Below are 24899 nucleotides of genomic sequence, written 5' to 3'. Positions count from 1 at the left end.
TTGAATCGAATCAGCGCAGCGGCCGTTCCGCTGCGCCTTACCCACTATTGATGAGGCCCGCATGAGTGACATCCTCGCAGACAGCTTAGATGGCGTAGAACGCCGGTCGCTGGCTGACTTCACCGAAAATGCCTACCTCAACTACTCCATGTACGTGATCATGGACCGTGCCTTGCCGCATATCGGCGACGGCCTGAAGCCTGTGCAACGGCGCATCATCTACGCCATGAGTGAGTTGGGCCTGGATGCCGACTCCAAGCACAAGAAGTCGGCGCGTACCGTCGGTGACGTGCTCGGTAAATTCCACCCCCACGGCGACTCGGCTTGCTACGAAGCCATGGTGCTGATGGCGCAGCCGTTCAGCTATCGCTACACACTGGTAGACGGCCAGGGTAACTGGGGTGCGCCGGACGATCCCAAGTCCTTTGCCGCCATGCGTTACACCGAAGCCCGTCTGTCGCGTTACTCCGAGGTGCTGCTCAGCGAGCTGGGCCAGGGCACGGCGGATTGGGGGCCGAACTTCGACGGCACCCTCGACGAACCCCTGGTGTTGCCGGCACGTTTGCCGAATATCCTGCTCAATGGCACCACCGGTATCGCGGTGGGCATGGCCACTGACGTGCCTCCGCACAACCTGCGCGAAGTAGCCACCGCCTGCGTGCGTCTACTGGATGAGCCGAAGGCCACCGTGGAGCAGCTCTGCGAGCATATCCAGGGTCCGGACTACCCGACCGAAGCGGAAATCATCACGCCGCGCGCCGATTTGCTGAAGATGTACGAAACCGGCAAGGGCTCGGTGCGTATGCGCGCCGTGTACCACATTGAGGACGGCGACATTATCGTCACCGCGCTGCCGCACCAGGTGTCCGGTGCCAAGGTGCTGGAGCAGATCGCCGCGCTGATGCAGGCCAAACCGTCGAAACTGCCGCAGGTCGCCGACTTGCGTGACGAGTCCGACCATGAAAACCCGTGCCGCATCGTGATTATCCCGACCAATAGCCGGGTCGATCATGAAGTGCTGATGCAGCACTTGTTTGCCAGCACCGATCTGGAGTCCAGCTACCGCGTCAACGTCAACATCATTGGTCTGGACGGCAAGCCGCAGTTGAAGAACCTGCGCAACCTGCTGGTGGAGTGGCTGGAGTTCCGGATACAAACTGTTCGGCGCCGCCTGCAGTTCCGTCTGGACAAGGTCGAGCGCCGTCTGCATCTGTTGGACGGTTTGTTGATCGCTTACCTCAACCTGGATGAAGTGATTCATATCATCCGCACCGCCGAGCATCCGAAGGCCGAGCTGATCGCCCGTTTCGAGCTGAGCGAGATTCAGGCGGACTACATCCTCGACACCCGCCTGCGTCAGTTGGCGCGTCTGGAAGAGATGAAGTTGCGTGATGAACAGGATGCCTTGCTCAAGGAACAAGCCAAACTGCAAGCCCTGCTGGGTAGCGAAGCCAAGCTGAAAAAGCTGGTGCGTAGCGAACTGATCAAAGACGCCGAAACTTACGGCGATGACCGCCGCTCGCCCATCGTCGAGCGCGCCGAAGCGAAAGCTCTGACAGAAACCGAGCTACTGCCCAACGAGAAAATTACCGTCGTTCTGTCGGAAAAGGGTTGGGTTCGCTCCGCCAAAGGGCATGATATTGACGCCACTGGCCTGTCGTACAAGGCCGGTGACGGGTTCAAGACTGCAGCCGCTGGGCGTTCCAACCAGTTTGCGGTGTTTATCGACTCCACCGGGCGCAGTTACTCGGTGCCGGCCCATACTTTGCCGTCGGCACGGGGGCAGGGCGAGCCGCTGACCGGGCGTCTGACACCGCCACCGGGGGCAAATTTCGAGTGTGTGCTGCTACCGGACGATGACGCGCTGTACGTAATTGCTTCCGATGCGGGATATGGCTTCGTGGTCAAGGGGGAAGACCTGCAAGCCAAGAACAAGGCGGGCAAGGCGCTGTTGAGTCTGCCCAACAACGCCAAAGTGATCCTGCCGCGGCCGGTGCACGACCGTGAGAACAACTGGCTGGCGTCGGTCACTACCGAAGGGCGTCTGCTGGTGTTCAAGATCAGCGACCTGCCGCAATTGGGCAAAGGTAAAGGCAACAAGATTATTGGAATCCCCGGGGAGCGGGTAGCCAGTCGCGAAGAGTACGTGACCGACATCGCCGTAATTCCGGAGGGCGCCACTCTGGTGCTCCAGGCGGGTAAGCGCACTTTGTCGCTGCGCCCTGACGACCTTGAGCACTACAAGGGCGAGCGTGGCCGCCGGGGTAATAAATTGCCTCGTGGCTTCCAGCGGGTGGATGCTTTGTTGGTTGAAACGCCCGTTTAAGGCGTTTTAGAGCCCTCGATCTACGATTTAACCCGTAGATCGACGCTTTGGCGCTGGAGTCATGGCGCATATTCACGGATGATATGGCCTCTTCAGCGCCGGCGTGGCCGAGCGTGTACAGGTTATTTTTTAGTATTACATTGTGGTTCGCCTTGTGGCAGCCACCTGGATGGGATGATGACTGCTCCACGCCTTCCTTTTATTTTTATGCTCGCTGGCCTTTTGGGGCTGGCGGGTTGCAGCACACATCAACCGGTGTCGCTGTACCAGCTGGACAGCGGAAGTCCGGCTCAGCCAGCTCAAACCGCCGGCATGGCGGTATTGCTGGGGCCGGTAATCGTCGCCGACTACCTGCAACGCGAGACCCTGCTGCAACGTCAGAACGACGGCAGCCTGCAAGGTTCCACCGATGGCCGTTGGGCGGGCAGTTTATCGTCCGACATCAACCAGCTGATGCTGCGCCAGGTGGCCGGTCAGCTGGACAGCCAACGTGTGGTCCTCGCCCCCGCGCCTGCCGGCTTTACGCCGGACGTGCAGGTGCTGCTGACAATCACTCGGTTGGACTCGGGCACTTCGCAACCGGCAATTCTCGATGCGCAGTGGCGCTTGATCGATCGCCGTGGTCAGGTGCGTGACAACCGTATCGTGCACTTGCAGGAACAGCACACCGGCAGCACCGCGTCCCAGGTCCAGGCCCAGGGCGTGCTGTTGCAGCACTTGGCGCAGCAACTGTCGGTGGCGCTCAAGCCATTGGCCAACCAGCCCCCGATTGCCGCCGAGGCCCCGCGCAAACAAGCGCCGGCCCAGGCCAAGCCGGTTGCTCCGGAAAAGCCCAAGATGCCGATGGCCACGCCGATTCGTACCGATATGGAAGTATTCAGGTTTTGATCTGAATGCCACACAAACAAAAGGCCCGCTGATTCAGCGGGCCTTTTGTTTGTGTGCGATTTACTTGAAGTATTTAGGGATCCAAATGTGGGAGGGGGCTTGCCTCCGATAGCAGTGGGTCAGTCAGACCAGCTGTCACTGACACATCGCCATCGGGGGCAAGCCCCCTCCCACATTGAACTTGCGGTTTGCTTTAAGGCTTTGTGCGGGTCTCATGCATCCGCGCTAACTGACGCTCCAGCATCGACGGATACGGCTCCATCAAACGTTCCACACAGCTTGCGCCTTCGGGGCTGGCAATCGGGCGGATACGGGCGCGCTGGCGAATCAGCGGGTCTTCGCTGATCTTGCGCTCCACCAGCAGCAGGTTACGGCTGTGTTGGGACAAGGCCAGCGCGTCCTGGGCGATTTCGGTGAGCAGCAGGTCGATCTGGCTCATGCCGAACAGATCGTCGCCCACTGTCAGGCCCAGTTGCAGTTGCAGGGTGATGCCACTGTCCGCCACTTCGATCTGCAGGGCATGGCCCAAGGCGCGCAGCAGCTCGCCGCAGCAGATGGCGTTGGTCAGGTAGTCTTCACCGCTGTCTTCGCTGTGGAACAGCATCAAGGTGCTGCCATCGTTGAGGGTGTGCAGTTCGCTCTGGTACAGCGAAGCGGCCTGGTCGAGGCAGTCGCGGTAGCGCTCCAGCAATTCCGTCAGGCGTGCGCGGGGCAAGCGACGCAGTTGGTCCTGGGCGCCGAGTTGTACGGCCAGTACCGCGCTGTGCTGAGGCTCGGCGTTTTTCGCCGGCACCGCTTTGGGCACGACGGCCGGGCTGCTGGCCGCGGTATCGCGCAGATCAGCGAACGGGTCTTCGTCGTCCAATTCATCCTCTTCGGCGATAAGTGCCCTGCGTGTCGCCGGCTTGAGACCCGCCACCGGCGGCTTTTCGTCGAAGCCCGGATCGCGCAGGTCGCGTACTTCGAATTCGGGTTCGTCGTCGTAATCGGTGTCGTCGAATTCGGGTTCCGGTTCAACTTCGCGAACCACCGGCTCCGGGGCGAAGCTGGCGTGGAGTTGGCGGGCAAGGTCGCCGATTTCATCCTGGCGGTCGGTGGCCGGAGTGTGTTCGTCGATATCCCGCAGCCAGATGCGCAGTTGCATCAGCGGTGTCGAGATATGCCGACCCAGGCGCAGGCTCAAGGCCAGGGCCAGGGCCAGCAGAATCGCGCTCAGGATGCCCATGCTTTGCAGGCTGATGGTCATCGGCTGTTGGAATTGCTGCATATCCAGGCTGATGCGCAACTGGCCGGCTTTCACATCTTGAAAGGTGATATTGCTTTGATACAGGCCTTCGGCCTCACCCAACAAGCCGTTCTTCGGGCGCTGGCCGGCTTCGGCCATGATCCGGTTGTCGACGCTGTAGATGGCGGCGTGGGCCACCAGCGGATTCTTGGTGAGGTTATTGAGCAGCACGTTGAGACTGAGGATGTCGTTGGACACCAGCAGCTCGGTCGCCGAGGTGGCGGTCTGGGTGGTCAAGCTTTCGCCCAGGGCGTCGGCTTGCTCGTGCATGGCCTGTTTGAACTGCAAACCCATTACGCAGGCGTAGATCACCAGGGCCAGGGCGACCAGGATCACGTTATGGCTGGCGATGCGTAATGCGATCGGTACACGGCGGTGGCGCAGTGCCCGGAAGATCAGCAGGAAGAAGTTGTCGGTTTTTACTGGCGTGGGCCGGTTCACTTGAGCTCGGCTCTTGGTCCGTGAAGTTGACGCGCAGTATAGCGACAGGCCCATGACCGGCAAAGCGCTGGCTGTGCCCGATGGTCACTGAAAGTGGGTAGAATGCGGTTTTTTTCCAGCCTGGGGGTGCGCCTTGCGCGAAATTGTCCTGATTAACATCACTGGGGAAGACCGCCCGGGTCTTACCGCTGCCATTACCGGTGTGCTGGCCCAGGGTGGTGTGAACATTCTCGACATCGGCCAGGCCGTGATCCACGACACCCTGTCGTTCGGCATCCTGGTGGAAATTCCCAGCAACGAGCAGTCATCGTCCGTGCTCAAGGACATCCTGTTTACCGCGTACAAGCTGGATCAACAGGTACGTTTCACTCCGGTATCCGAAGCGGACTACCAGCATTGGGTGGCCGGCCAGGGCAAGAAACGCCATATCGTCACGTTGTTGACCCGCAAGGTCACCGCTGAACAACTGCAGCGCGTCAGCTCCATCACCGCGCAATACGGCTTGAATATCGACCACATCGACCGTCTGTCGGGGCGCATGCCATTGGACACGCCGGCCGACCAGGGCAAAGGCTGCATCGAGTTTTCCGTGCGTGGCGAGCCGGCTGACCCGCAGGCCCTGCGCGCGGAATTCCTCAGCGTCGCTCAGGAGTTGAATGTCGATATCGCCTTCCAGGAAGATTCGCTGTTCCGCCGCAACCGCCGCCTGGCGGTGTTCGATATGGACTCCACTTTGATCGAAGCCGAAGTCATCGACGAACTGGCCAAGGCTGCCGGTGTGGGCGATCAAGTCAGCGCCATCACTGAGCGTGCCATGGCCGGCGAGCTGGACTTCCGCGCCAGCTTCAAGGAGCGCCTGGCACTGCTCAAAGGCCTGGATGTGAGCGTGCTGGATTCCATTGGCGCTTCCCTGCGCCTGACCGAAGGCGCCGAAACCCTGTTCGCCGAACTCAAGCGCCTGGGTTACAAAACCGCGATCTTGTCCGGCGGCTTTACCTACTTCGCCAAGCAATTACAGGCCAAACTGGGCATCGATTACGTATTCGCCAACGAGTTGGAAGTGGTCGACGGCAAAGTGACCGGCGTGGCGGTCGAGCCGATTGTCGACGCGCAACGCAAGGCCGACCTGCTCAAGGAGCTGGCGCACAAGGAAGGGTTGCGTCTGGAGCAGACCATCGCGGTAGGCGACGGTGCCAACGATTTGCCGATGCTGGCGATTGCCGGGTTGGGCGTGGCGTTCCGGGCCAAGCCGCTGGTTAAACAGTCGGCCAAGCAGGCCATTTCGACCTTGGGGTTGGACGGTGTGCTGTATCTGCTGGGCTTTCGCGACCGCGACGGTCAGCTCTGACGGTCAGAAATGTAGGAGGGGGCTTGCCCCCCGATAGCGGTAGATCAGTCACTTTGATGTTGACTGATACTCAGCTATCGGGGGCGAGCCCCCTCTCACGTTGGATCTCTGCAAATATTGGATCAGGCTTTCGGCAGGCCGATCCCTTGACCCATCTGCACCGGCGAACCGGCCAGCAGCGCTTCTGACCACTGCACTTGATCCGGCCCGAACAGCACGATCGCGGTGGAACCCAACTTGAAACGTCCCAGCTCCGCACCTTTTTCCAGGTGGATCGGCGCGCGGGCGGCTTCGTCATAGCGGAAGGTTTTCAGCTCGCGCTTGGGTGGCGTAACCAGGCCGGCCCACACGGTTTCAATCGACGCCACGATCATTGCGCCCACCAGCACCACAGCCATCGGGCCGCGTTCGGTGTCGAACAGGCAGACCACTCGCTCGTTACGCGCAAACAGCTCCGGCACGTTTTCGGCGGTGGTCTGGTTAACCGAGAAAATCCGCCCCGGCACATAGACCATTTCGCGCAGCGTACCGGCCAGCGGCATGTGCACGCGGTGATAGTCCTTCGGCGACAGGTAAATAGTGGCGAAATCGCCGCCCATGAAAGGCGTCGCCATGGCAGCATCGCCGCCCAGCAATTCCAATACGCTGAAGCTATGGCCTTTGGCCTGGAACACACGGCCATGCTCGATCGGGCCCAGTTGGCTGACTGCGCCGTCGGCGGGGCTCAGCACGGCGCCGGGAGTGGGGTCGAGTGGGCGCGCGCCGTCTTTCAAGGCACGGGTGAAAAACGCATTGAAGTGCTCATAAGCGGTCACGTCCTCTACCAGTGCCTGGGACATATCCACTTGATAGCGCTTGGCGAACCATGTGGTGAAGGCATTTTTGAACCAGCGCACGCGGCACTCGGCCACGCAACCGGCCAGACGCGACAGCAAATGGTGCGGCAGCAAGTACTGGCTGAGGATAAACAACTGCTTTTTCATAACTGTCCTTAAACCTTAAGTCTTTTCAACGGGCGTGTCGGGGTGATTGCCCCATTCGCCCCAGGAACCGGCATAACCTTTGACTCGCGGATAACCGAGCGCCTTGGCCACCAGGTAGGTGAAGCCAGAGCGATGGTGAGTCTGGCAATGGGTGATGATTTCTTTGTCGGGCGTCAGGCCCAGGTTTTCAAGAATCTGTGGCATGTCGCGGCGGATGCGCAGGTTGCGCGCCTTATCCATGCCTTCAGTCCATTCGAAGTTGACCGCGCCGGGGATATGCCCGCCCTTGGCCGCGAGCACCTTCTCGCCGGAATACTCCAGCGGGCCGCGCGCGTCCCAGATGCCCAGGTCGGCAGCGCCAAGACGGCTTTGCAGGTATTCGCGGGTGGCGGTGGGGCCATCGTGCAGCGTGAGGCTGACCGGGCCGCCGGCCGACGGGGGGATGTCGGTGGAAACGGGCTGGCCGTCTGCCAACCATGCCAGCAGGCCGCCGTCGAGATAGTGGTATTTCTGATGGCCGATCACGTCGAGCAACCAGATAAAACGCCCGGCCCAGCCGCCGCCTTCGTCGTCGTAGACCACGTAGGTCGCATCCGGCGTGTGGCCGAGTTCGCCAAACAGCTTTTCCAGGTCCGCCTTGTTCGGCAGCAGGCCCGGAGCCGGTGGTTGACCCAGTTGGGTGCGTTTGGGGTCAACGAAGTGCGCGCCGGGGATATGCCCTTCGGCGTAGCGGGCGGCGCTGGTGAGGTCCACCACAATCAGGTGTTCGGCACCCAGGCGACTTTGCAGGTCGGCGGATTCGATCACCAGCGGCAAGCCAGAGAAGTCAGGCATGTGAGGTCTCCTGGGCATAAAAGTTGGCGATAAAGGATGGCGATTGTAGCGCAAGCATCAGGCGCCGCGGTTGGTAAAGCAGTGCAGGGCCTTTTCGATGCATTGAGCGGTTTTGCCGAACGCCTGTACGGTGGTTTCCGAGAACGGACCGCCGCCCTGGTCGGCCACCATCAGCATCACGACTTTGCCGTTGCAGCTCAGGGAGCGCAGCAGCAAGTGTTCGCCATTGAACAGGCGGCGCAGGATCGGCGGCAGCAGCGCGGAGAACTGCGCGTGGTTGTCCGGTGTGAAGCGCACCTGGGCGGATTTCTCCAGCAGACGCTGGAGCATTGTGCTGTGGACCACATCCAGGCTCAGGTTGGCGGCATCCTTGGGTAGGCCGTCGACCTGATGCACGCGCAGGGTGCTTTGGGCGCGGTCGGTCATCAGCAGCATCACCCGTTGCATGCCGCTGGCGACCAGCGCCTCTTTGGCACAGGTGGTCAGGTGCATGGCGTTGGCAAAGCGGCTCGGTTCCATCAGCAGTTCGGTGCAGCGGCTGCGCCACACGGCCAGCGCCTCGGCGGTGGGCGGCGGGGCGGGCAGTAAACCACGGTGGATCTTCTGCACATGCCACGGCCAGATCAACGACAGCGCCGGGTGCCAGAGATCGGGCATCAGCGTGGTGCGGGCGCTGGTCACTGCCTGTTGATGGACTTGCTGTTGTACTTCGGCCAAGGGTTGTTGCAGGTACAGAGCGGTGAGGAATTGCCAGCGCTGCGTGTGCGGGCAGGTCCAGGATTCTTGGGCGGACATCGCTAGGCCATTGGCCAGCAGTACGGTGTTGGCCGGCTGGTTCAGCCAGCGGCGCAGATGGGGGGCGGCGTCCAGCAATTGCTGCTGGTGCAGCGGGTCTTCGTCGCGGGCGATACGTAGCGCTTTGACCAACATGCGTTGCTCATTCAGCAGCAGGGTATAACCCTGGGATACCCACATTGGCAGGTGCCAGGCTTCAGTCAGGCCGATGCACAAGTCCAGCAGGCGTACGCCGAATAACTGCTGTTCAACCACGCGCGCCGACTCACCCTTGTGGATAACCCGCAGCTCCCATTCTTCCAACAGCTTGGGATAAGCCACCGCCATCGGCCACAGCGGCGACAAAAACAGCAGGCTGCCCCAATGAATGTCTTGCCACAGTCGCGCCAATCGGCTGCCGAACAGACCGTTGGCTTGCTGCGAGGCGTGCTGACTGACCAACAATAGCTGGCGCAACGCCACGGGAATGTCTTGGGCGGGTACCGACGGCAAACGTGCCAGCAGTTCCTCGGCGCGCTTGAGGCCCAGGCGGTTGAGTGCCACTTCGAGGTTTTCCGCCGGTTCGGCTAGGCTGCCATGGGTATGGCTGTTGGCCTCGCGCATCACGCTGAGCACCAGCGCCGGGCTGTTTTGCATCAGCTCGGCAATATCTCGCAACGAACTGCGGTTGTCGCGGATGGCTTTGCACACACGGTCGTGGCTGGTCTGTGGAACGGGCAGGCGCACCTCGTCCAGACGCTTGATCCAGTCGGGGAGGGAAGCAGGTTTTGCAGTTGGGTCGATTTTTTGTTTGGCCATGGTAGGGGCGCGATCATCACTTGCGGTCAACACGCCCAGAGCGGGCCGAACTGGCTTTTCGCCTTAACGGGCTATAGTCTGGCGCAGTTTTGCCGATAAGTAGAACAAGAGTTTTTCAGTTCCCCCAAATATGTCCATGAACCTGACGGCGCAAGTACTCATCTCCTATGGCTAAAATTATCGGCATCATCGTCGTCCTCGCGAGCGTGCTCGGCGGTTACGTCCTTTCCCACGGTAAGATCGCCGCGCTGATCCAACCTTTCGAAGTGATGATCATCGGCGGGGCGGCATTTGGTGCATTCCTGCAAGCCAACCCTGGGTACATGACCATGCACGTGGTCAAGAAGTCCCTGAGCATGTTCGGCTCGCGCTTCTCCCACACGTTCTATCTGGAAGTGCTGGGCCTGGTCTACGAGATCCTCAACAAGAGCCGCCGCGAGGGCATGATGGCCATTGAGGCCGACATCGAAGACGCCGCCGCCAGCCCGATTTTCGCCAAGTACCCGGCCGTGCTCAAAGACGAGCGCATGACCGCCTATATCTGTGATTACCTGCGCATCATGTCCTCCGGCAACATGGCCCCCCATGAGCTGGAAGGGTTGTTCGATATGGAACTGTTCAGCCTCAAAGAAGAACTGGAGCACCCGTCTCACGCGGTGACCGGCATCGCCGACGGCATGCCCGGCTTCGGTATCGTGGCGGCGGTACTCGGTATCGTGGTGACCATGGCCTCGCTGGGCGAGGGTGATCAGGCGGCCATCGGTATGCACGTAGGTGCGGCCTTGGTGGGTACCTTCTTCGGTATTCTCGCGGCTTACGGTTTCTTCGGTCCGCTGGCGACTTCCCTGGCCCACGACGCCAAGGAAGAGATCAACCTGTACGAATCGATCAAGGCCAGCCTGGTGGCGTCCGCTTCCGGCATGCCGCCTTCGCTGGCGGTGGAGTTCGGTCGCAAGGTGCTGTACCCCAAGCATCGCCCAAGCTTCGCCGAGCTGGAACAAGCGGTTCGCGGTCGCTAAGCCATGGAAAACAACCAGCCGATAATCATCAAGCGCGTCAAGCGCTTCGCTGCGGGGCACCATGGTGGTGCCTGGAAAATCGCCTTCGCCGACTTTGCGACGGCGATGATGGCGTTCTTTCTGGTGCTGTGGCTGATGTCTACCGCCACGCCTGAGCAGAAGATCGCCATCGCCGGCTACTTCAAAGACCCCATCGGTTTCTCGGAAAGCGGCACGCCCTTTGTGATCGACCTGGGCGGCTCGCCTCAACTGGCGCCTGAACGCACCATCAACCCGGAAGTGAAGACCGAGGCGCCTCAGGAGAAAATCCCGATTGAGCGCGATACGGTCGAGTCCATGGCCGAACAGGTCGAGCAGGAGCGTCTTGAGCTACTGCTGCAGGAGTTGCAGAACAAGGTTGAGGAAAACCCACAACTGCTGAAGTTCAAGGACCAGATTTCTTTCGAGATCACCCCCGAGGGTTTGCGCATCCAGATCACCGACGCCGCCAACCGGCCGATGTTCGATTCAGGCAGTGCGCGTTTGAAGCCGTACTTCGAAGACATCCTGCTGGCCATGGCCGATACCATCAAAGCGGTGCCGAACAAGATCAGCATCAGCGGCCATACCGACGCCAAGCCTTATGCGGGCCAGGGCGACTTCGGCAACTGGGAGCTTTCTGCCAACCGCGCCAACGCGGCCCGTCGTGCCCTGGTGGCCGGCAGCTACCCAGACGCGCAAGTGGCGCGAGTGGTGGGTTTTGCCTCTTCGCAACTGTTTGATGCGAAGGACCCGTTCAACCCGATCAACCGGCGCATTGACATCGTTGTGCTGACCAAAAAGGCTCAGCGTGCGATCGAAGGCGATCAACCCCCGCCGGTGCCGGCTCCAGGCGCTGGCGCGCCAGGTGACGTACCGGCTGACCCGAACGCTATCCCGCCAGGGCAGGAGCCGTTGCCGGCCCATGAACTGCGGCAGAAATTGAATCTGTTCGATGACGGTGGGGTGAAAGACCCGACGGTGCCCAAAGCGGGCTCTTAAGCTGTATATGCAAAGGCCGCGATCATCGCGGCCTTTTCACATCTTCCTCGCAGGGCAAGGAACCGGTCAGTAACTGCTCTCAGGCAAGCTCGCAATGATCGACCGATAGCTGTTCATCCGCTGCTGTTGCACGCGGCCATCTTCCAGGGCCTTGAGCAGGGCACAGCCCGGTTCGCGGTCGTGCTTGCAGTCACGGAAGCGGCAGGTGCCGATCAGATCGTTGAATTCGATAAAGCCGGCTTCCACATCGCTGCGGCTGACGTGGCCGAGGCCGAATTCGCGGATACCTGGGGAGTCGATCAGCTCACCGCCGCCGGGGAAGTGAAACAGTCGCGCGGTGGTGGTGGTGTGGGTGCCCTGGCCGGACAGCTCCGACAGCGGCCCTACTCGGGTGTCGACTTCCGGCAGCAGGCTGTTGACCAGCGACGACTTGCCGACGCCGGACTGGCCTACGAACACGCTGATGCGCCCGTCCAACTGTTGTTGCAGTTGTTCCATGCCATTGCCGTGATGGGCCGAGACTTCCAGCACCGGGTAGCCTAGGGTGCGGTAGACCGCCAACAACGCATTGAGCGCCGGAGCATTCTGTTCGTCGATCAGGTCGAATTTGTTCAACAGCAGCAGTGGGCGAATGCCAGCGTGCTCGGCGGCCACCAGGTAGCGGTCGATCAGGTTGGCATGGGGCTCGGGCAGCGGCGCGAAAACAATCACGATCATGTCGACGTTGGCCGCCACCGGCTTGAGCTGGCCGCGACTGTCGGGGCGGCGCAGTTCAGTGCTGCGGGGCAACTGGGCGACGATCACGCCGATCCCCTGGTTGCCAGCACGCCAGACCACGCGGTCGCCGGTGACCAGCGCCGGCAGGTTGGCGCGCAAGTGACAACGGAACACCTGACCGGCGAGTTCGCCTTCCAGCGCCTCGACTTCGACCTGCACGCCAAAGTGCGCGATCACCAGACCCGTTTGTTCGGGGCCCAAGTCGCCGCCCTCGAGCGCTTCCACGGCGGAGGATTCACGTTTGGCGGCGCGGGCAGCGCGTTCGCCTTGAATCTTTTCGATGCGCCAGTTTTGGCGACGGTTGAGCTGGCGTTTGGCCATTGGTGTTCCGTATCGATAATGCAAAGGTTTGGGTGAAACGGTCGCGAGTCTAGCACGCCCCCGCCTGCTAAACTGCGCAGCTACGCCAAGGTGCCAAGAGAAACGAGCCATGCAAAACCCACAGAACCTGATTTGGATCGATCTGGAAATGACCGGTCTGAACCCCGACACCGACGTCATCATCGAGATGGCGACGATTGTTACCGACAGCAACCTCAATACCTTGGCCGAAGGTCCGGTGATCGCCATCCACCACAGCGATGCGGTGCTAGCCACCATGGATGAGTGGAATACCCGCACCCATGGCAATTCCGGCCTGACCCAGCGCGTGCGCGACAGTCGCATCAGCATGGCCGAGGCTGAAGCCCAGACCATCGCCTTCCTGGAGCAGTGGGTACCCAAGGGCAAGTCGCCGATCTGCGGCAACAGCATCTGCCAGGATCGTCGCTTCCTTTATACCCATATGAAAGCGCTGGAAAGCTACTTCCATTACCGCAACCTGGACGTGTCCACACTCAAGGAACTGGCTGCGCGCTGGGCGCCGGAAGTCAAAGACAGTTTCCACAAGGGCAGCACTCACCTGGCGCTGGACGATATTCGCGAATCGATTGCCGAACTGCAGCATTACCGCAAGCACTTCATCAAGGCTTGAAACGGTTTCTTACCGTGTCCGGGCTTCCTGTGGTGAGCGGGCTTGCCCCGCGCTGGGCTGCGTAGCGGCCCCACTGCTGTTGCCGCATTTTTCCCTATAGATATCGTCGCCAAGTATTTGGGGCTGCTGCGCAGCCCGGCGCGGGGCAAGCCCGCTCACTACAAGGATCGCCACCATGCTGCTGATGCTCTACCTCATTGCCATCACCGCCGAAGCCATGACCGGCGCCTTGTCCGCCGGTCGACGCGGCATGGACTGGTTTGGCGTGGTGTTGATTGCCTGCGTGACGGCGCTGGGGGGCGGTTCGGTGCGGGATGTGTTGCTTGGGCACTACCCGCTGACGTGGGTCAAGCACCCTGAGTACCTGGTGCTGACCTCGGTGGCCGCGCTGGTGACGATCTTTATCGCGCCGCTGATGCGACGCCTGCGCTCGGTATTCCTGGCCCTGGACGCCGTGGGCCTGGTGGCGTTCACCTTGATTGGCTGCATGACCGCCCTGGAAATGGGGCACGGCATGCTGGTGGCGTCGGTCAGCGGTGTGATCACCGGGGTGTTCGGTGGCATTCTGCGGGATATCTTCTGCAACGACATCCCGCTGGTCTTCCGCCGCGAGTTGTACGCCAGCGTGTCGTTCCTCGCCGCTTGGTTCTATCTGTTGTGCCTGCAGCTGGAGCTGCCCGGTGAGCAAGCCATCCTGCTGACGTTGTTCAGTGGCTTTCTATTGCGTCTGCTGGCGATCCGCTTTCACTGGGAAATGCCCAAGTTCGTCTACAACGATGATGTGCACTGACGCTCGGCATGCTGCTTGAGCGCCCATTCCACATGCTCGCGCACCAGCTCCGACGGGTACTCGCGCCGCGCTTTCAGGGCCTCCAGTACCGGAATACTTGATGGCGCATTGCCCAGTCCTACCGCCAGGTTGCGCAGCCAGCGCTCATAACCGGCGCGGCGCAGGGGTGAGCCTTCGGTGCTGCTGAGGAATCTATCCTCGTCCCACATAAACAGTTCGGCCAGCTCTGCGTTATCCAGGTTATGCCGTGGCTGGAAATCGCCTTCGTCAGTGGGGCGAGCGAAACGATTCCACGGACAAACGATCTGACAGTCATCGCAGCCGAAGACGCGATTACCGATCAGTGGGCGCAGGTCTTCCGGGATAGCCGTTTTCAGCTCGATGGTGAGGTACGAGATACAGCGCCGGGCGTCCAGTACATACGGGCCGACGAAGGCATTGGTGGGGCAGATATCCAGGCAGGCGGTGCAGCGTCCGCAGTGCTCGGTGCTATGGGGCGGGTCGACTGGCAAGGGCAAGTCGACGAACAATTCGCTGAGGAAGAAATAACTGCCGGCCTTGCGGTTGAGTACCAGGGTGTTCTTGCCGATCCAGCCCAGGCCGGCTTGCTCGGCGATGGCTTTTTCGAGCACTGGCGCGCTGTCGACGAATGCGCGAAAGCCAAAGGGGCCGATCTGGGACTGGATGCGATCGGCCAGTTGCTGCACGCGTTTGCGGATCAGCTTGTGGTAATCGCGACCCAGGGCATAGCGCGAGATGTAGGCTTTTTCCGGCTGGGCCAGTAGATGCGCCATCTGGGTATCGCCCGGCAGGTAGTCCATGCGCAGCGACACCACGCGCAGGGTGCCGGGTACCAGTTCTTCGGGGTGGGAGCGTTTGCTGCCATGGGCGCCCATGTAATCCATCTCGCCGTGGTAGCCCGCGTCGAGCCAGCGTTGCAGGTGCTGCTCATGCTCGGCGAGGTCCAGGCCGCTGATGCCGACTTGCTGAAAACCCAGCTCGCGGCCCCAGTCTTTGATCGATTGGGCGAGGGCGGGCAGATCGGAGGTAATAGCGGGCATGAGACACGGGAAACCACAGGTTAGATGCGTATAATTCTGCCAGACATCGGAGCTTGAAGACGCATGCCGCAGACAAAACACGAAATAACCGACGTTCAGCCACTGTTGCCCGGCCATTTGCCGACACTGGCTGCGCGTTCCCCTGACGCCCATAAAGGCCAGTTCGGCCACCTGCTGGTGATCGGCGGCGACCTTGGTTTTGGCGGCGCCGCGCTACTGAGCGCTGAAAGTGCCTTGCGCAGTGGTGCGGGCATGGTGTCTCTGGCCACGCGCCTTGAGCACGTGCCCGCGGCGCTGGCCCGTTTGCCGGAAGTCATGACCCTTGGCGTCAATTCCGCCAACCAATTGATGGGCTTGTTGGAAAAGATTTCGGTGATCGTCATTGGGCCTGGCCTGGGTGCTGCCAGTTGGGGCAAAAGTCTGTTGTCTGTCGCGGCCAATGCCCGCCAGCCGCAGGTGTGGGACGCCGACGCGTTGAATCAACTGGCCGACGGCGGTGTAAGCCTGCCGGCCAACTGCGTTATCACCCCGCACCCTGGCGAAGCGGCGCGACTGTTGGGGATCTCGACAGCCGACGTTCAGGCCGACCGTCTTAAGGTGGCGCGCGCGTTGAGCCTGAAATTCAATGCCGTCGCCATTCTTAAGGGCGCAGGCAGTCTGATTGCCTGCCCGGATGGGCGCGTTTCCCGCTGCGATCAAGGCCATCCGGCCATGGCCACCGCAGGGCTGGGCGATGTATTGGCAGGCCTGGTCGGGGCCTTGCTGGCTCAGGGCATGCCCGCGTACGAGGCCAGTTGCCTGGCCGTTTGGCTGCACGCCACGGCTGGGGAACGACAGGGCACCTTGGGTCGCGGGCTCGCCGCCAGTGACCTGATCCCCACCATTCGTCAATTGCTGGAGGAACAGTCACCGTGCCTGAAGTAATTCTTTTTCTGGCCGATGAAGACGCCATGGTTGCGTTGGGCCATCGCCTTGCGCAACTGACGGCCGGCAACGGTCTGATTTTCCTGGAGGGTGACCTGGGGGCCGGCAAGACCACGCTGTCCCGTGGGATAATTCGCGGGTTGGGTCATCAGGGGGCGGTAAAAAGCCCGACGTTCACACTGGTGGAGCCCTACGAGATTGGCGCGGTGCATGCCTTTCACTTCGATCTTTATCGCCTGGTGGACCCTGAAGAATTGGAGTTCATGGGTATCCGTGATTACTTCGATGAAGATGCTTTATGCCTGATCGAATGGCCAGACAAAGGTGCAGGCTTTTTGCCAAAGCCGGACCTGACCATTACCATTACGCCGCATGAGCATGGACGTCAGCTGAAGTTGTTGCCCCAGAGCGCGCGCGCCAAGTCGTGGTGTGCCGCTTTGGCTTTGGAATTCAAATAATTGGTGGGGTTAGGTATGCGCTTTCGCGCGTTGGTTGCTGTCGTAGGGGTGTTGCTTGCGGCAATGACTGTCAATGCTCTGGCTGCTTCACAGGTAAAGAGTGTGCGCCTGTGGCGAGCGCCGGATAACACGCGACTGGTGTTCGACCTGTCTGGGCCGGTCCAGCACAGCGTCTTTACCCTGACGGCGCCTGATCGCCTGGTGATCGACATCAATGGTGCGACCCTGGCCGCGCCGCTGAAAGTCTCCACCGCCAATACCCCGATTACCGCCATGCGCTCGGCACAGCGTACGCCGACCGATCTGCGCGTGGTTATCGACCTGAAAAAAGTCGTGACGCCCAAGAGTTTCTCCCTGGCGCCGAATGCTCAGTACGGCAACCGACTGGTGGTCGACCTGTTTGACAACGCTGCCGACGCTGCGCCGCCGCCCGCGCCAACCCCGAGCGTGGCAACTGTACCGGCGGTGCCGGTCAACCCTTCGCAGCCTCAGGTCAAGCTGCCACCGCCGCCGCCAGCCCCGGCCGGCAAGCGCGACATCATCGTGGTCATCGACGCTGGCCACGGTGGTGAAGACCCGGGCGCATCCGGCTCGCGTGGTCAGCATGAAAAAGACGTGGTACTGGCCATCGCCCGCGAGTTGCAGCGCCAGGTCAACGGCATGAAAGGCTACCGTGCGGAACTGACCCGCACCGGTGACTACTTCATCCCGTTGCGCGGCCGTACCGAAATTGCGCGTAAGAAAGGCGCCGACCTGTTCGTGTCGATCCACGCCGACGCCGCGCCGTCGACGGCCGCCTTCGGTGCTTCGGTGTTCGCGTTGTCGGACCGTGGTGCCACGTCCGAGACCGCGCGCTGGCTGGCCGACAGTGAAAACCGGTCCGACCTGATCGGCGGAGCTGGCAACGTGTCCCTGGACGACAAGGACAAAATGCTCGCTGGCGTACTATTGGACCTGTCGATGACAGCTTCGCTGACCTCCAGCCTGAACGTCGGCCAGAAAGTCTTGAGCAACATCGGGCGCGTCACGTCGTTGCACAAACAGCGCGTGGAACAGGCGGGGTTCATGGTGTTGAAGTCGCCGGATATCCCGTCGATCCTGGTGGAGACTGGCTTTATCTCCAACGCCAACGAAGCGTCCAAACTGGCCAGCGCCAGTCACCAGCAGGCGTTGGCGCGTTCCATCAGCGCTGGCGTGCGCCAGTTCTTCCAGCAGAACCCGCCTCCTGGCACTTACATCGCCTGGCTGCGGGACTCCGGCAAGATCGCCCAAGGCCCGCGTGACCATCGCGTACAGCCTGGCGATACCCTGGCCATGCTGGCGGTGCGTTTCCAGGTATCGCCCGCGACCTTGCGCAATGCGAACAACCTGAAAACCGATGAGTTGAAAGTCGGCCAGGTGTTAACCATCCCTGGCACAGAATTGGCGGCACAGTAATGAGCGAATCAATCCTCACCAGCGGGTCGCGCATTGAATTGCTCAGCCCGCGCCTGGCCAACCAGATCGCAGCGGGCGAAGTGGTGGAACGGCCGGCGTCGGTGATCAAGGAGTTGCTGGAAAACAGCATCGACTCCGGTGCCAAGCGCATCGATGTGGATGTCGAGCAGGGCGGTGTGAAACTCCTGCGCGTACGTGACGACGGCAGCGGTATTTCCTCCGACGACCTGCCGCTGGCCCTGGCCCGTCACGCCACCAGTAAAATTCGCGACCTGGAAGACCTTGAACGGGTGATGAGCCTGGGCTTTCGCGGTGAGGCCCTGGCGTCCATCAGCTCCGTAGCGCGCCTGACGTTGACCTCGCGCACCCGCAGCGCCGAACAGGCCTGGCAAGTGGAAACCGAAGGGCGCGACATGGCGCCCCGAGTCCAGCCGGCGGCGCATCCGGTGGGCACCTCGGTGGAAGTGCGCGATTTGTTCTTCAACACCCCGGCGCGGCGCAAATTCCTCAAAGCCGAAAAAACCGAATTCGATCACCTGCAGGAAGTCATCAAACGCCTGGCCCTGGCGCGTTTCGATGTGGCGTTTCACCTGCGCCACAACGGCAAGACCATTCTCAGCCTGCACGAAGCCAATGATGACGCCGCCCGTGCGCGTCGAGTCGCGGCGGTGTGCGGCGCGGGCTTCCTGGAGCAGGCGCTGCCGATTGAAATCGAGCGCAACGGCTTGCGTCTGTGGGGCTGGGTGGGCTTGCCAACTTTCTCCCGCAGCCAGGCGGATTTGCAGTATTTCTTTGTGAATGGCCGCGCGGTGCGCGACAAATTGGTGGCCCACGCGGTGCGCCAGGCCTATCGCGACGTGCTGTTCAATGGGCGGCATCCGACATTTGTGCTGTTTTTCGAGGTCGACCCGTCGGTGGTGGACGTCAACGTGCACCCGACCAAACACGAAGTGCGTTTCCGCGATGGGCGCATGGTGCACGACTTCCTCTATGGCACGTTGCACCGCGCACTGGGCGATGTGCGCCCGGATGACCAACTGGCGGCGCCAATCGTAACGGCGGTGGTGCGGCCAAGTGGGCCCGAGGCCGGTGAATTCGGCCCCCAGGGGGAAATGAGCCTGGCAGGCAACCTGCTGCAATCGCCGCAACCGCAGCCGGCTTACACAGCACCGAACGCAGGCTCGGGGGCGGGTTATCAATATCAATACACACCGCGTCCGCAGTCAGCAGTGCCGGTGGCCGAGGCTCAGGCCGCCTATCGCGAATTCTTTGCGCCGCTGCCGGACGCGCAGCCGAGTGCGGCTGCCTTGCCCGAAGGCGGCGGTGATATTCCGCCGCTGGGTTATGCGTTGGCGCAGCTCAAAGGTATCTACATCCTGGCGGAAAACGCCCATGGCCTGGTGCTGGTCGATATGCACGCGGCCCATGAGCGGATCATGTATGAGCGGCTGAAGGTCGCCATGGCCAGCGAAGGTCTCAGCGGCCAGCCGTTGCTGGTGCCCGAATCCCTGGCGGTCAGCCAGCGTGAGGCCGATTGCGCTGAAGAGCATCACGAGGTTTTCCAGAAGCTGGGCTTTGAGCTGCAGCGTCTGGGGCCGGAAACGCTGACGATCCGGCAGATCCCGGCGCTGCTCAAGCAGGCCGAGGCCAACCGGCTGGTCGCCGATGTGTTGGCGGACCTGATGGAGTACGGCACCAGCGACCGTATCCAGGCCCACATCAACGAATTGCTGGGTACCATGGCCTGCCATGGTGCCATCCGCGCCAACCGCCGCCTGGCGTTGCCGGAAATGAACGGGCTACTGCGCGACATGGAAAACACCGAGCGCAGCGGGCAGTGCAACCATGGCCGACCGACCTGGACCCAGATGGGCCTGGACGATCTGGACAAACTGTTCCTGCGCGGTCGTTGATGAGTGCCTTGCCCCCCGCAATCTTCCTGATGGGCCCCACGGCCGCCGGTAAGACCGATCTCGCTATCGAGCTGACCAAGGTGCTGCCATGCGAGTTGATCAGCGTCGACTCTGCCCTGGTTTACCGGGACATGGACATCGGCACGGCCAAGCCCTCCAAGGCGTTGCTCGCGCAGCATCCGCACCGGCTGATCGACATCATTGACCCCGCCGAGAGTTATTCGGCGGCGGATTTTCGCACCGATGCCCTGGCCGCCATGGCTGAGATCACCGCACGGGGCAATATTCCCCTGCTGGTGGGCGGCACGATGCTCTATTACAAGGCTTTGCAGGAAGGTCTGGCGGATATGCCGCCAGCGGACGCCCAGGTGCGCGCCGAGCTTGAAGACGAAGCTGCACGCCTTGGCTGGCAAGCCCTGCATGATCAGTTGGCAGCGGTAGATCCGGTGTCGGCGGCGCGCATTCATCCTAATGACCCGCAGCGCCTCACGCGGGCACTGGAAGTCTGGCGTGTCAGCGGGCTGACCATGACCGAGCATCGGCAGCGACAATCTGCGCAAAGTGCTGATGCAGGGGCATCTGGGCAGTCACAATTGCCCTATACTGTGGCCAATCTGGCTATCGCTCCGGCAAATCGCCAGGTGCTGCATGAACGAATTGCACAAAGATTCACAATTATGTTGGAACAGGGGTTTGTGGAGGAGGTCGTAGCACTGCGTTCCAGAGGTGACCTGCATCTAGGGTTGCCTTCGATACGTGCTGTAGGCTATCGCCAAGTCTGGGATCATCTGGATGGCAAGCTGACGTCAGCCGAAATGCAGGAGCGCGGCATCATCGCCACGCGCCAATTGGCGAAACGCCAGTTCACCTGGTTGCGCAGTTGGAGCGATTTGCACTGGCTGGACAGCCTGGACAGCGACAATCTGTCACGCGCCTTGAAATACTTGGGAACGGTCTCCATATTGAGCTGAGTCCTTGCAATTGCCGTCTATCCTTGGGGGTGTGACGGTTAAAGCTTTCTATTTTCTGATTTTTATTATTGATCCTTAAAGGAGTGCGGCACATGTCAAAAGGGCATTCGCTACAAGACCCTTACTTGAATACCTTACGTAAAGAGAAAGTGGGGGTTTCCATTTATCTGGTCAACGGTATCAAGTTGCAAGGTACGATTGAGTCGTTCGACCAGTTCGTGATCCTGTTGAAAAACACCGTCAGCCAGATGGTTTACAAGCACGCTATCTCGACAGTCGTCCCTGTTCGCCCAATCCGCCTGCCTAGCGCAGCGGGTGACGAGCAAGCTGACGCTGAGCCAGGTAACGCCTGATAGGAGTCTCCTTTGTTCTTTGAGCGCCACGGTGGTGGTGAGCGAGTAATCCTCGTTCACTTGGATGGACAGGACCCTGAGGCGCGCGAAGATCCGCAGGAGTTTCAGGAGCTGGCAAATTCGGCCGGCGCCGAGACCGTTGCGTTTTTTAACGTGCCGCGTCATCGGCCAACCGCCAAATACCTGATCGGCAGCGGCAAGGTCGAGGAATTGCGCGACCTGGTCCACGCCGAAGAAGCCGATCTGGTGATCTTCAATCACACCCTCACGCCCAGTCAGGAACGCAACCTCGAACGTGTTTTCGAGTGTCGCGTGATTGATCGCACCGGTCTGATTCTCGATATCTTCGCCCAACGCGCCCGTACCCATGAAGGTAAGCTCCAGGTCGAATTGGCCCAGCTTGACCACATGAGTACGCGTCTGGTGCGCGGCTGGACTCACCTTGAGCGACAGGGTGGCGGTATCGGCATGCGTGGGCCGGGTGAAACCCAACTCGAAACCGACCGCCGCCTGCTGCGGGTTCGCCTGCGTCAGATCAAGGGGCGGCTGGAGAAAGTCCGCAGCCAGCGCGAGCAGTCGCGCCGTGGGCGTTCGCGTGCGGATATTCCCACCGTGTCTCTGGTGGGCTACACCAACGCCGGCAAGTCCACGCTATTCAACAACGTGACCAAGTCCGACGTGTATGCGGCCGACCAGCTGTTCGCCACCCTCGACCCTACTTTACGTCGTCTGGATCTGGCCGACCTGGGGCCGATCGTGTTGGCCGATACCGTGGGTTTTATTCGTCACTTGCCGCACAAGCTGGTCGAGGCATTTAGGTCTACGCTCGAAGAGTCGAGCAATTCCGACTTGCTGCTGCATGTAATCGATGCGGCCGAGCCGGACCGCATGTTGCAGATCGAGCAGGTGATGCTGGTGCTGGGCGAGATTGGTGCCCAGGACTTGCCGATCCTCGAGGTCTATAACAAACTCGATTTGCTTGAAGGCGTGGAGCCGCAAATCCAGCGCGATGAGCACGGCAAGCCCCAGCGGGTCTGGCTGTCGGCGCGCGATGGCAGTGGCCTGGAGCTGCTTGAACAAGCGATTGCCGAGTTGCTCGGCAGTGATTTGTTTGTCGGCACCTTGCGCTTGCCCCAGCGTTTTGCTCGACTGCGTGCACAGTTTTTCGAGCTGGGCGCGGTACAGAAAGAAGAACACGACGAAGAAGGTGTCAGCTTGCTGGCTGTTCGATTGCCGCGCTCGGAGCTGAATCGGCTGGTCAGCCGTGAAGGTGTGGTGCCGACAGAGTTCATCGAACAACACACTTTGCAATAAAAGCCTCCGAAAGCGGTTGTGCCGCAGTAGCAGGCATTCTGTAGCATTGGTCGGCGCGCCGTGGGTGCGTCTTTGCTTTATCAGATGGAGAGCGCTATGGCTTGGAATGAGCCGGGTGGCAACTCGAATAATCAGGATCCTTGGGGTGGTAAGCGCCGCAATAATGGCGACCGCAAGGGGCCACCAGATCTCGACGAGGCCTTCCGAAAGCTGCAGGAAAGCCTGAATGGGTTGTTCGGTGGTGGAAAAAAACGTGGTGGTGACGACGGCGGTCGCACGGGCAAGGGCGGTGGCTATGGCCTGCTCGGCTTGGGCCTTGTGGTGCTGGCGGCTGTCTGGCTGTACAGCGCGGTCTACGTGGTGGACGAGCAGGAGCAGGCCGTGGTGCTGCGCTTCGGCAAGTACTACGAGACTGTTGGTCCGGGCCTGAATATCTATTTCCCGCCGATCGACAAGAAGTACATGGAGAACGTCACGCGTGAGCGTGCCTACACCAAGCAGGGCCAGATGCTGACCGAAGACGAGAATATCGTCGAAGTGCCGCTGACCGTGCAGTACAAGATCAGCAACCTGCAGGACTTCGTGCTGAACGTTGATCAGCCGGAAATCAGCCTGCAACACGCAACCGAAAGTGCACTGCGCCATGTGGTGGGCTCCACCGCCATGGATCAGGTGCTCACCGAAGGTCGTGAGCTGATGGCCAGCGAGATCAAGGAGCGCCTGCAACGGTTCCTCGATACCTACCGCACCGGTATCACCGTGACCCAGGTGAACGTACAGAGCGCAGCGGCACCGCGTGAAGTACAGGAAGCCTTCGACGACGTGATCCGTGCCCGTGAGGACGAACAGCGTTCGCGCAACCAGGCTGAAACCTACGCAAACGGCGTCGTGCCGGAAGCCCGTGGTCAAGCTCAACGCATCATCGAAGATGCCAACGGTTATCGCGACGAAGTGGTGTCTCGCGCCAAGGGTGAGGCTGATCGCTTTACCAAGCTGGTGGCCGAGTACCGCAAGGCGCCCGAGGTTACCCGCGAGCGTCTGTACCTGGACACCATGCAGGAAGTTTTCAGCAATACCAGCAAGGTTCTCGTGACCGGCAGCAAGGGTGGGCAGAACAATCTGCTGTACCTGCCGCTGGACAAGATGATCGAAGGTGGTCGTAACAGCACCAGCGCGCCGTCTACCGGTTCCACTGCCGCTGCCAATGAAGCGAGCGCCCGTGCGGCTGCTGACTTGCTGCAACAGCAAACACGTACCAGGGAGAGTCGTTGATGAGCAATAAATCGCTGACCGCCCTGATTGTGGGCGTCGTCGTGGTCATCGCTGCCTGGAACTGCTTCTACATCGTGGCTCAGACCGAGCGTGCGGTGCTGCTGCAATTCGGTCGCGTGGTCCAGGCGGATGTCCAGCCGGGGTTGCATGTGAAAGTCCCCTACGTCAACCAGGTGCGCAAGTTCGATGCACGCCTGATGACTCTGGATGCACCGACACAGCGCTTCCTGACCCTGGAAAAGAAAGCCGTGATGGTTGACGCCTACGCCAAGTGGCGCGTCAAGGACGCCGAGCGCTTCTACACCGCAACTTCCGGTCTCAAGCAGATTGCCGACGAACGTTTGTCGCGTCGTCTGGAATCGGGCCTGCGTGACCAGTTTGGTAAGCGCACCCTGCACGAGGTGGTGTCCGGTGAACGTGATGCGCTGATGGCGGATATCACGGCTTCGCTGAACAAGATGGCGGAAAAAGAACTGGGCATCGAAGTGATCGATGTTCGGGTCAAGGCCATCGACCTGCCGAAGGAAGTAAACCGCAGCGTGTTCGAGCGTATGAGCACCGAGCGTGAGCGTGAAGCGCGTGAGCATCGCGCCAAGGGTAACGAGTTGGCCGAGGGTATCCGCGCGGATGCCGATCGTCAGCGTCGTGTACTGCTGGCCGAAGCCTATCGCGAGTCTGAAGAGGCGCGTGGTGATGGCGACGCTCAAGCTGCGGCGATCTACGCCAAGGCCTACGGTCAGGACCAGGAGTTCTACGCGTTCTATCGCAGCCTGCGTGCCTACCGTGAAAGCTTCGCGAACAAAACCGACGTCATGGTGCTGGACCCAAGCAGCGATTTCTTTCGCTACCTGGAAAAAGCCAAGTAAGCGCCTGTGACTGCGTAGGGCACACTCCGTCGGGCGGGTAAAACGCCTGGCGG

The 24899-nt window shown here is 60.9% G+C and carries 22 protein-coding genes; 16 read left to right on the top strand and 6 right to left on the bottom strand.

All coding sequences use genetic code 11. The annotated features are described in order from the left end of the window. Positions 1 to 61: 61 nt before the first annotated feature. Both parC and ACFZPT_RS10150 read left to right on the top strand, forming a co-directional pair. Positions 62 to 2326: a DNA topoisomerase IV subunit A gene (gene parC, locus ACFZPT_RS10155; protein ID WP_034111506.1), complete on the top strand. Its 2265-nt coding sequence runs from the start codon at positions 62 to 64 to the stop codon at positions 2324 to 2326. 177 nt (positions 2327 to 2503) lie between these two features. Continuing rightward, on the top strand, positions 2504 to 3214 hold the full coding sequence (locus tag ACFZPT_RS10150) for a membrane integrity-associated transporter subunit PqiC (protein WP_080758669.1): 711 nt from the start codon (positions 2504 to 2506) through the stop codon (positions 3212 to 3214). Positions 3215 to 3407: 193 nt separating this feature from the next. Here the strand turns inward: ACFZPT_RS10150 and ACFZPT_RS10145 are convergent, their stop codons facing one another. Further along, entirely contained in the window at positions 3408 to 4940 is a 1533-nt protein-coding gene (locus ACFZPT_RS10145; protein ID WP_034095588.1) for an AhpA/YtjB family protein, read from the bottom strand. Between the two features lie 133 nt (positions 4941 to 5073). Here ACFZPT_RS10145 and serB point away from each other — a divergent pair, with 133 nt between their 5' ends. After that, positions 5074 to 6288 (top strand): phosphoserine phosphatase SerB, encoded by a 1215-nt coding sequence (serB, locus tag ACFZPT_RS10140; RefSeq protein ID WP_034095589.1) that lies wholly within the window; start codon positions 5074 to 5076, stop codon positions 6286 to 6288. A gap of 122 nt (positions 6289 to 6410) precedes the next feature. On the opposite strand, the gene asd is transcribed toward serB, so the two are convergent. The 3 genes from asd to ACFZPT_RS10125 are packed head-to-tail and all read right to left on the bottom strand — an operon-like array spanning position 6411 to position 9698. Then, on the bottom strand, positions 6411 to 7271 hold the full coding sequence (gene asd / locus ACFZPT_RS10135; protein WP_034111509.1) for an archaetidylserine decarboxylase: 861 nt from the start codon (positions 7269 to 7271) through the stop codon (positions 6411 to 6413). Positions 7272 to 7286: 15 nt separating this feature from the next. Beyond that, positions 7287 to 8105 (bottom strand): rhodanese-like domain-containing protein, encoded by an 819-nt coding sequence (locus tag ACFZPT_RS10130; protein ID WP_034111510.1) that lies wholly within the window; start codon positions 8103 to 8105, stop codon positions 7287 to 7289. 57 nt (positions 8106 to 8162) lie between these two features. After that, positions 8163 to 9698 (bottom strand): HDOD domain-containing protein, encoded by a 1536-nt coding sequence (locus ACFZPT_RS10125; RefSeq protein ID WP_047881411.1) that lies wholly within the window; start codon positions 9696 to 9698, stop codon positions 8163 to 8165. A 167-nt stretch (positions 9699 to 9865) separates the two neighbouring features. Here ACFZPT_RS10125 and motA point away from each other — a divergent pair, with 167 nt between their 5' ends. Both motA and motB read left to right on the top strand, forming a co-directional pair. Next, the gene (motA, locus tag ACFZPT_RS10120) at positions 9866 to 10717 is read left to right on the top strand and encodes a flagellar motor stator protein MotA (RefSeq protein WP_034095593.1); all 852 of its coding nucleotides are present in this window, start codon (positions 9866 to 9868) and stop codon (positions 10715 to 10717) included. Between the two features lie 3 nt (positions 10718 to 10720). Then, positions 10721 to 11737: a flagellar motor protein MotB gene (gene motB, locus ACFZPT_RS10115; RefSeq protein WP_047881410.1), complete on the top strand. Its 1017-nt coding sequence runs from the start codon at positions 10721 to 10723 to the stop codon at positions 11735 to 11737. A gap of 66 nt (positions 11738 to 11803) precedes the next feature. Here motB and rsgA read toward each other — a convergent pair whose 3' ends face one another. Further along, a complete protein-coding gene (gene rsgA, locus ACFZPT_RS10110; protein ID WP_034111514.1) occupies positions 11804 to 12835 on the bottom strand; it encodes a small ribosomal subunit biogenesis GTPase RsgA in 1032 nt (343 codons plus the stop codon). A gap of 109 nt (positions 12836 to 12944) precedes the next feature. On the opposite strand from rsgA, the gene orn reads away from it, so the two are divergent. Continuing rightward, the gene (gene orn / locus ACFZPT_RS10105; RefSeq protein WP_034095596.1) at positions 12945 to 13487 is read left to right on the top strand and encodes an oligoribonuclease; all 543 of its coding nucleotides are present in this window, start codon (positions 12945 to 12947) and stop codon (positions 13485 to 13487) included. Between the two features lie 175 nt (positions 13488 to 13662). Beyond that, a complete protein-coding gene (locus ACFZPT_RS10100) occupies positions 13663 to 14277 on the top strand; it encodes a trimeric intracellular cation channel family protein (RefSeq protein WP_034111516.1) in 615 nt (204 codons plus the stop codon). Here the strand turns inward: ACFZPT_RS10100 and queG are convergent. After that, positions 14256 to 15338 (bottom strand): tRNA epoxyqueuosine(34) reductase QueG, encoded by a 1083-nt coding sequence (gene queG, locus ACFZPT_RS10095; protein WP_034111518.1) that lies wholly within the window; start codon positions 15336 to 15338, stop codon positions 14256 to 14258. The two genes, ACFZPT_RS10100 and queG, sit on opposite strands and share 22 nt — an antisense overlap. A gap of 63 nt (positions 15339 to 15401) precedes the next feature. Between queG and ACFZPT_RS10090 the strand changes: the two genes are divergently transcribed. From ACFZPT_RS10090 to hflC, 9 genes are all read left to right on the top strand, one after another. Next, positions 15402 to 16262: an NAD(P)H-hydrate dehydratase gene (locus ACFZPT_RS10090; protein WP_099313056.1), complete on the top strand. Its 861-nt coding sequence runs from the start codon at positions 15402 to 15404 to the stop codon at positions 16260 to 16262. Next, the gene (gene tsaE / locus ACFZPT_RS10085; protein WP_034095600.1) at positions 16250 to 16720 is read left to right on the top strand and encodes a tRNA (adenosine(37)-N6)-threonylcarbamoyltransferase complex ATPase subunit type 1 TsaE; all 471 of its coding nucleotides are present in this window, start codon (positions 16250 to 16252) and stop codon (positions 16718 to 16720) included. Before ACFZPT_RS10090 ends, tsaE begins: the two co-directional genes overlap by 13 nt. A 15-nt stretch (positions 16721 to 16735) precedes the next feature. Further along, complete coding sequence (locus ACFZPT_RS10080; protein ID WP_034095601.1) at positions 16736 to 18157, top strand: N-acetylmuramoyl-L-alanine amidase; 1422 nt, start codon at positions 16736 to 16738, stop codon at positions 18155 to 18157. After that, positions 18157 to 20070, top strand: a complete 1914-nt coding sequence (gene mutL / locus ACFZPT_RS10075; RefSeq protein WP_379555217.1) for a DNA mismatch repair endonuclease MutL — start codon at positions 18157 to 18159, stop codon at positions 20068 to 20070. Before ACFZPT_RS10080 ends, mutL begins: the two co-directional genes overlap by 1 nt. Next, positions 20070 to 21041, top strand: coding sequence for a tRNA (adenosine(37)-N6)-dimethylallyltransferase MiaA (gene miaA / locus ACFZPT_RS10070; protein WP_099313058.1), 972 nt, complete (start codon positions 20070 to 20072; stop codon positions 21039 to 21041). The genes mutL and miaA overlap by 1 nt, the downstream gene beginning before the upstream one ends. 92 nt (positions 21042 to 21133) lie before the next feature. After that, the gene (gene hfq, locus ACFZPT_RS10065) at positions 21134 to 21394 is read left to right on the top strand and encodes an RNA chaperone Hfq (protein ID WP_034095604.1); all 261 of its coding nucleotides are present in this window, start codon (positions 21134 to 21136) and stop codon (positions 21392 to 21394) included. 12 nt (positions 21395 to 21406) lie between these two features. Next, positions 21407 to 22708, top strand: a complete 1302-nt coding sequence (hflX, locus tag ACFZPT_RS10060) for a ribosome rescue GTPase HflX (RefSeq protein ID WP_099313059.1) — start codon at positions 21407 to 21409, stop codon at positions 22706 to 22708. Positions 22709 to 22804: 96 nt separating this feature from the next. Beyond that, positions 22805 to 23980, top strand: a complete 1176-nt coding sequence (hflK, locus tag ACFZPT_RS10055; protein ID WP_034095606.1) for an FtsH protease activity modulator HflK — start codon at positions 22805 to 22807, stop codon at positions 23978 to 23980. After that, positions 23980 to 24846 carry a protease modulator HflC gene (hflC, locus tag ACFZPT_RS10050; protein ID WP_034095607.1) on the top strand — a complete coding sequence of 289 codons (867 nt, stop codon included), beginning with the start codon at positions 23980 to 23982 and terminating at the stop codon, positions 24844 to 24846. Before hflK ends, hflC begins: the two co-directional genes overlap by 1 nt. Positions 24847 to 24899 lie beyond the last annotated feature (53 nt).

This window comes from Pseudomonas sp. MD330_10, assembly GCF_042610415.1.
Taxonomy (GTDB): Bacteria; Pseudomonadota; Gammaproteobacteria; order Pseudomonadales; family Pseudomonadaceae; genus Aquipseudomonas; species Aquipseudomonas rhodesiae.
Note: the sequence above shows the minus strand (reverse complement) of the source record. Positions and strands in the feature narration are given on the sequence as shown.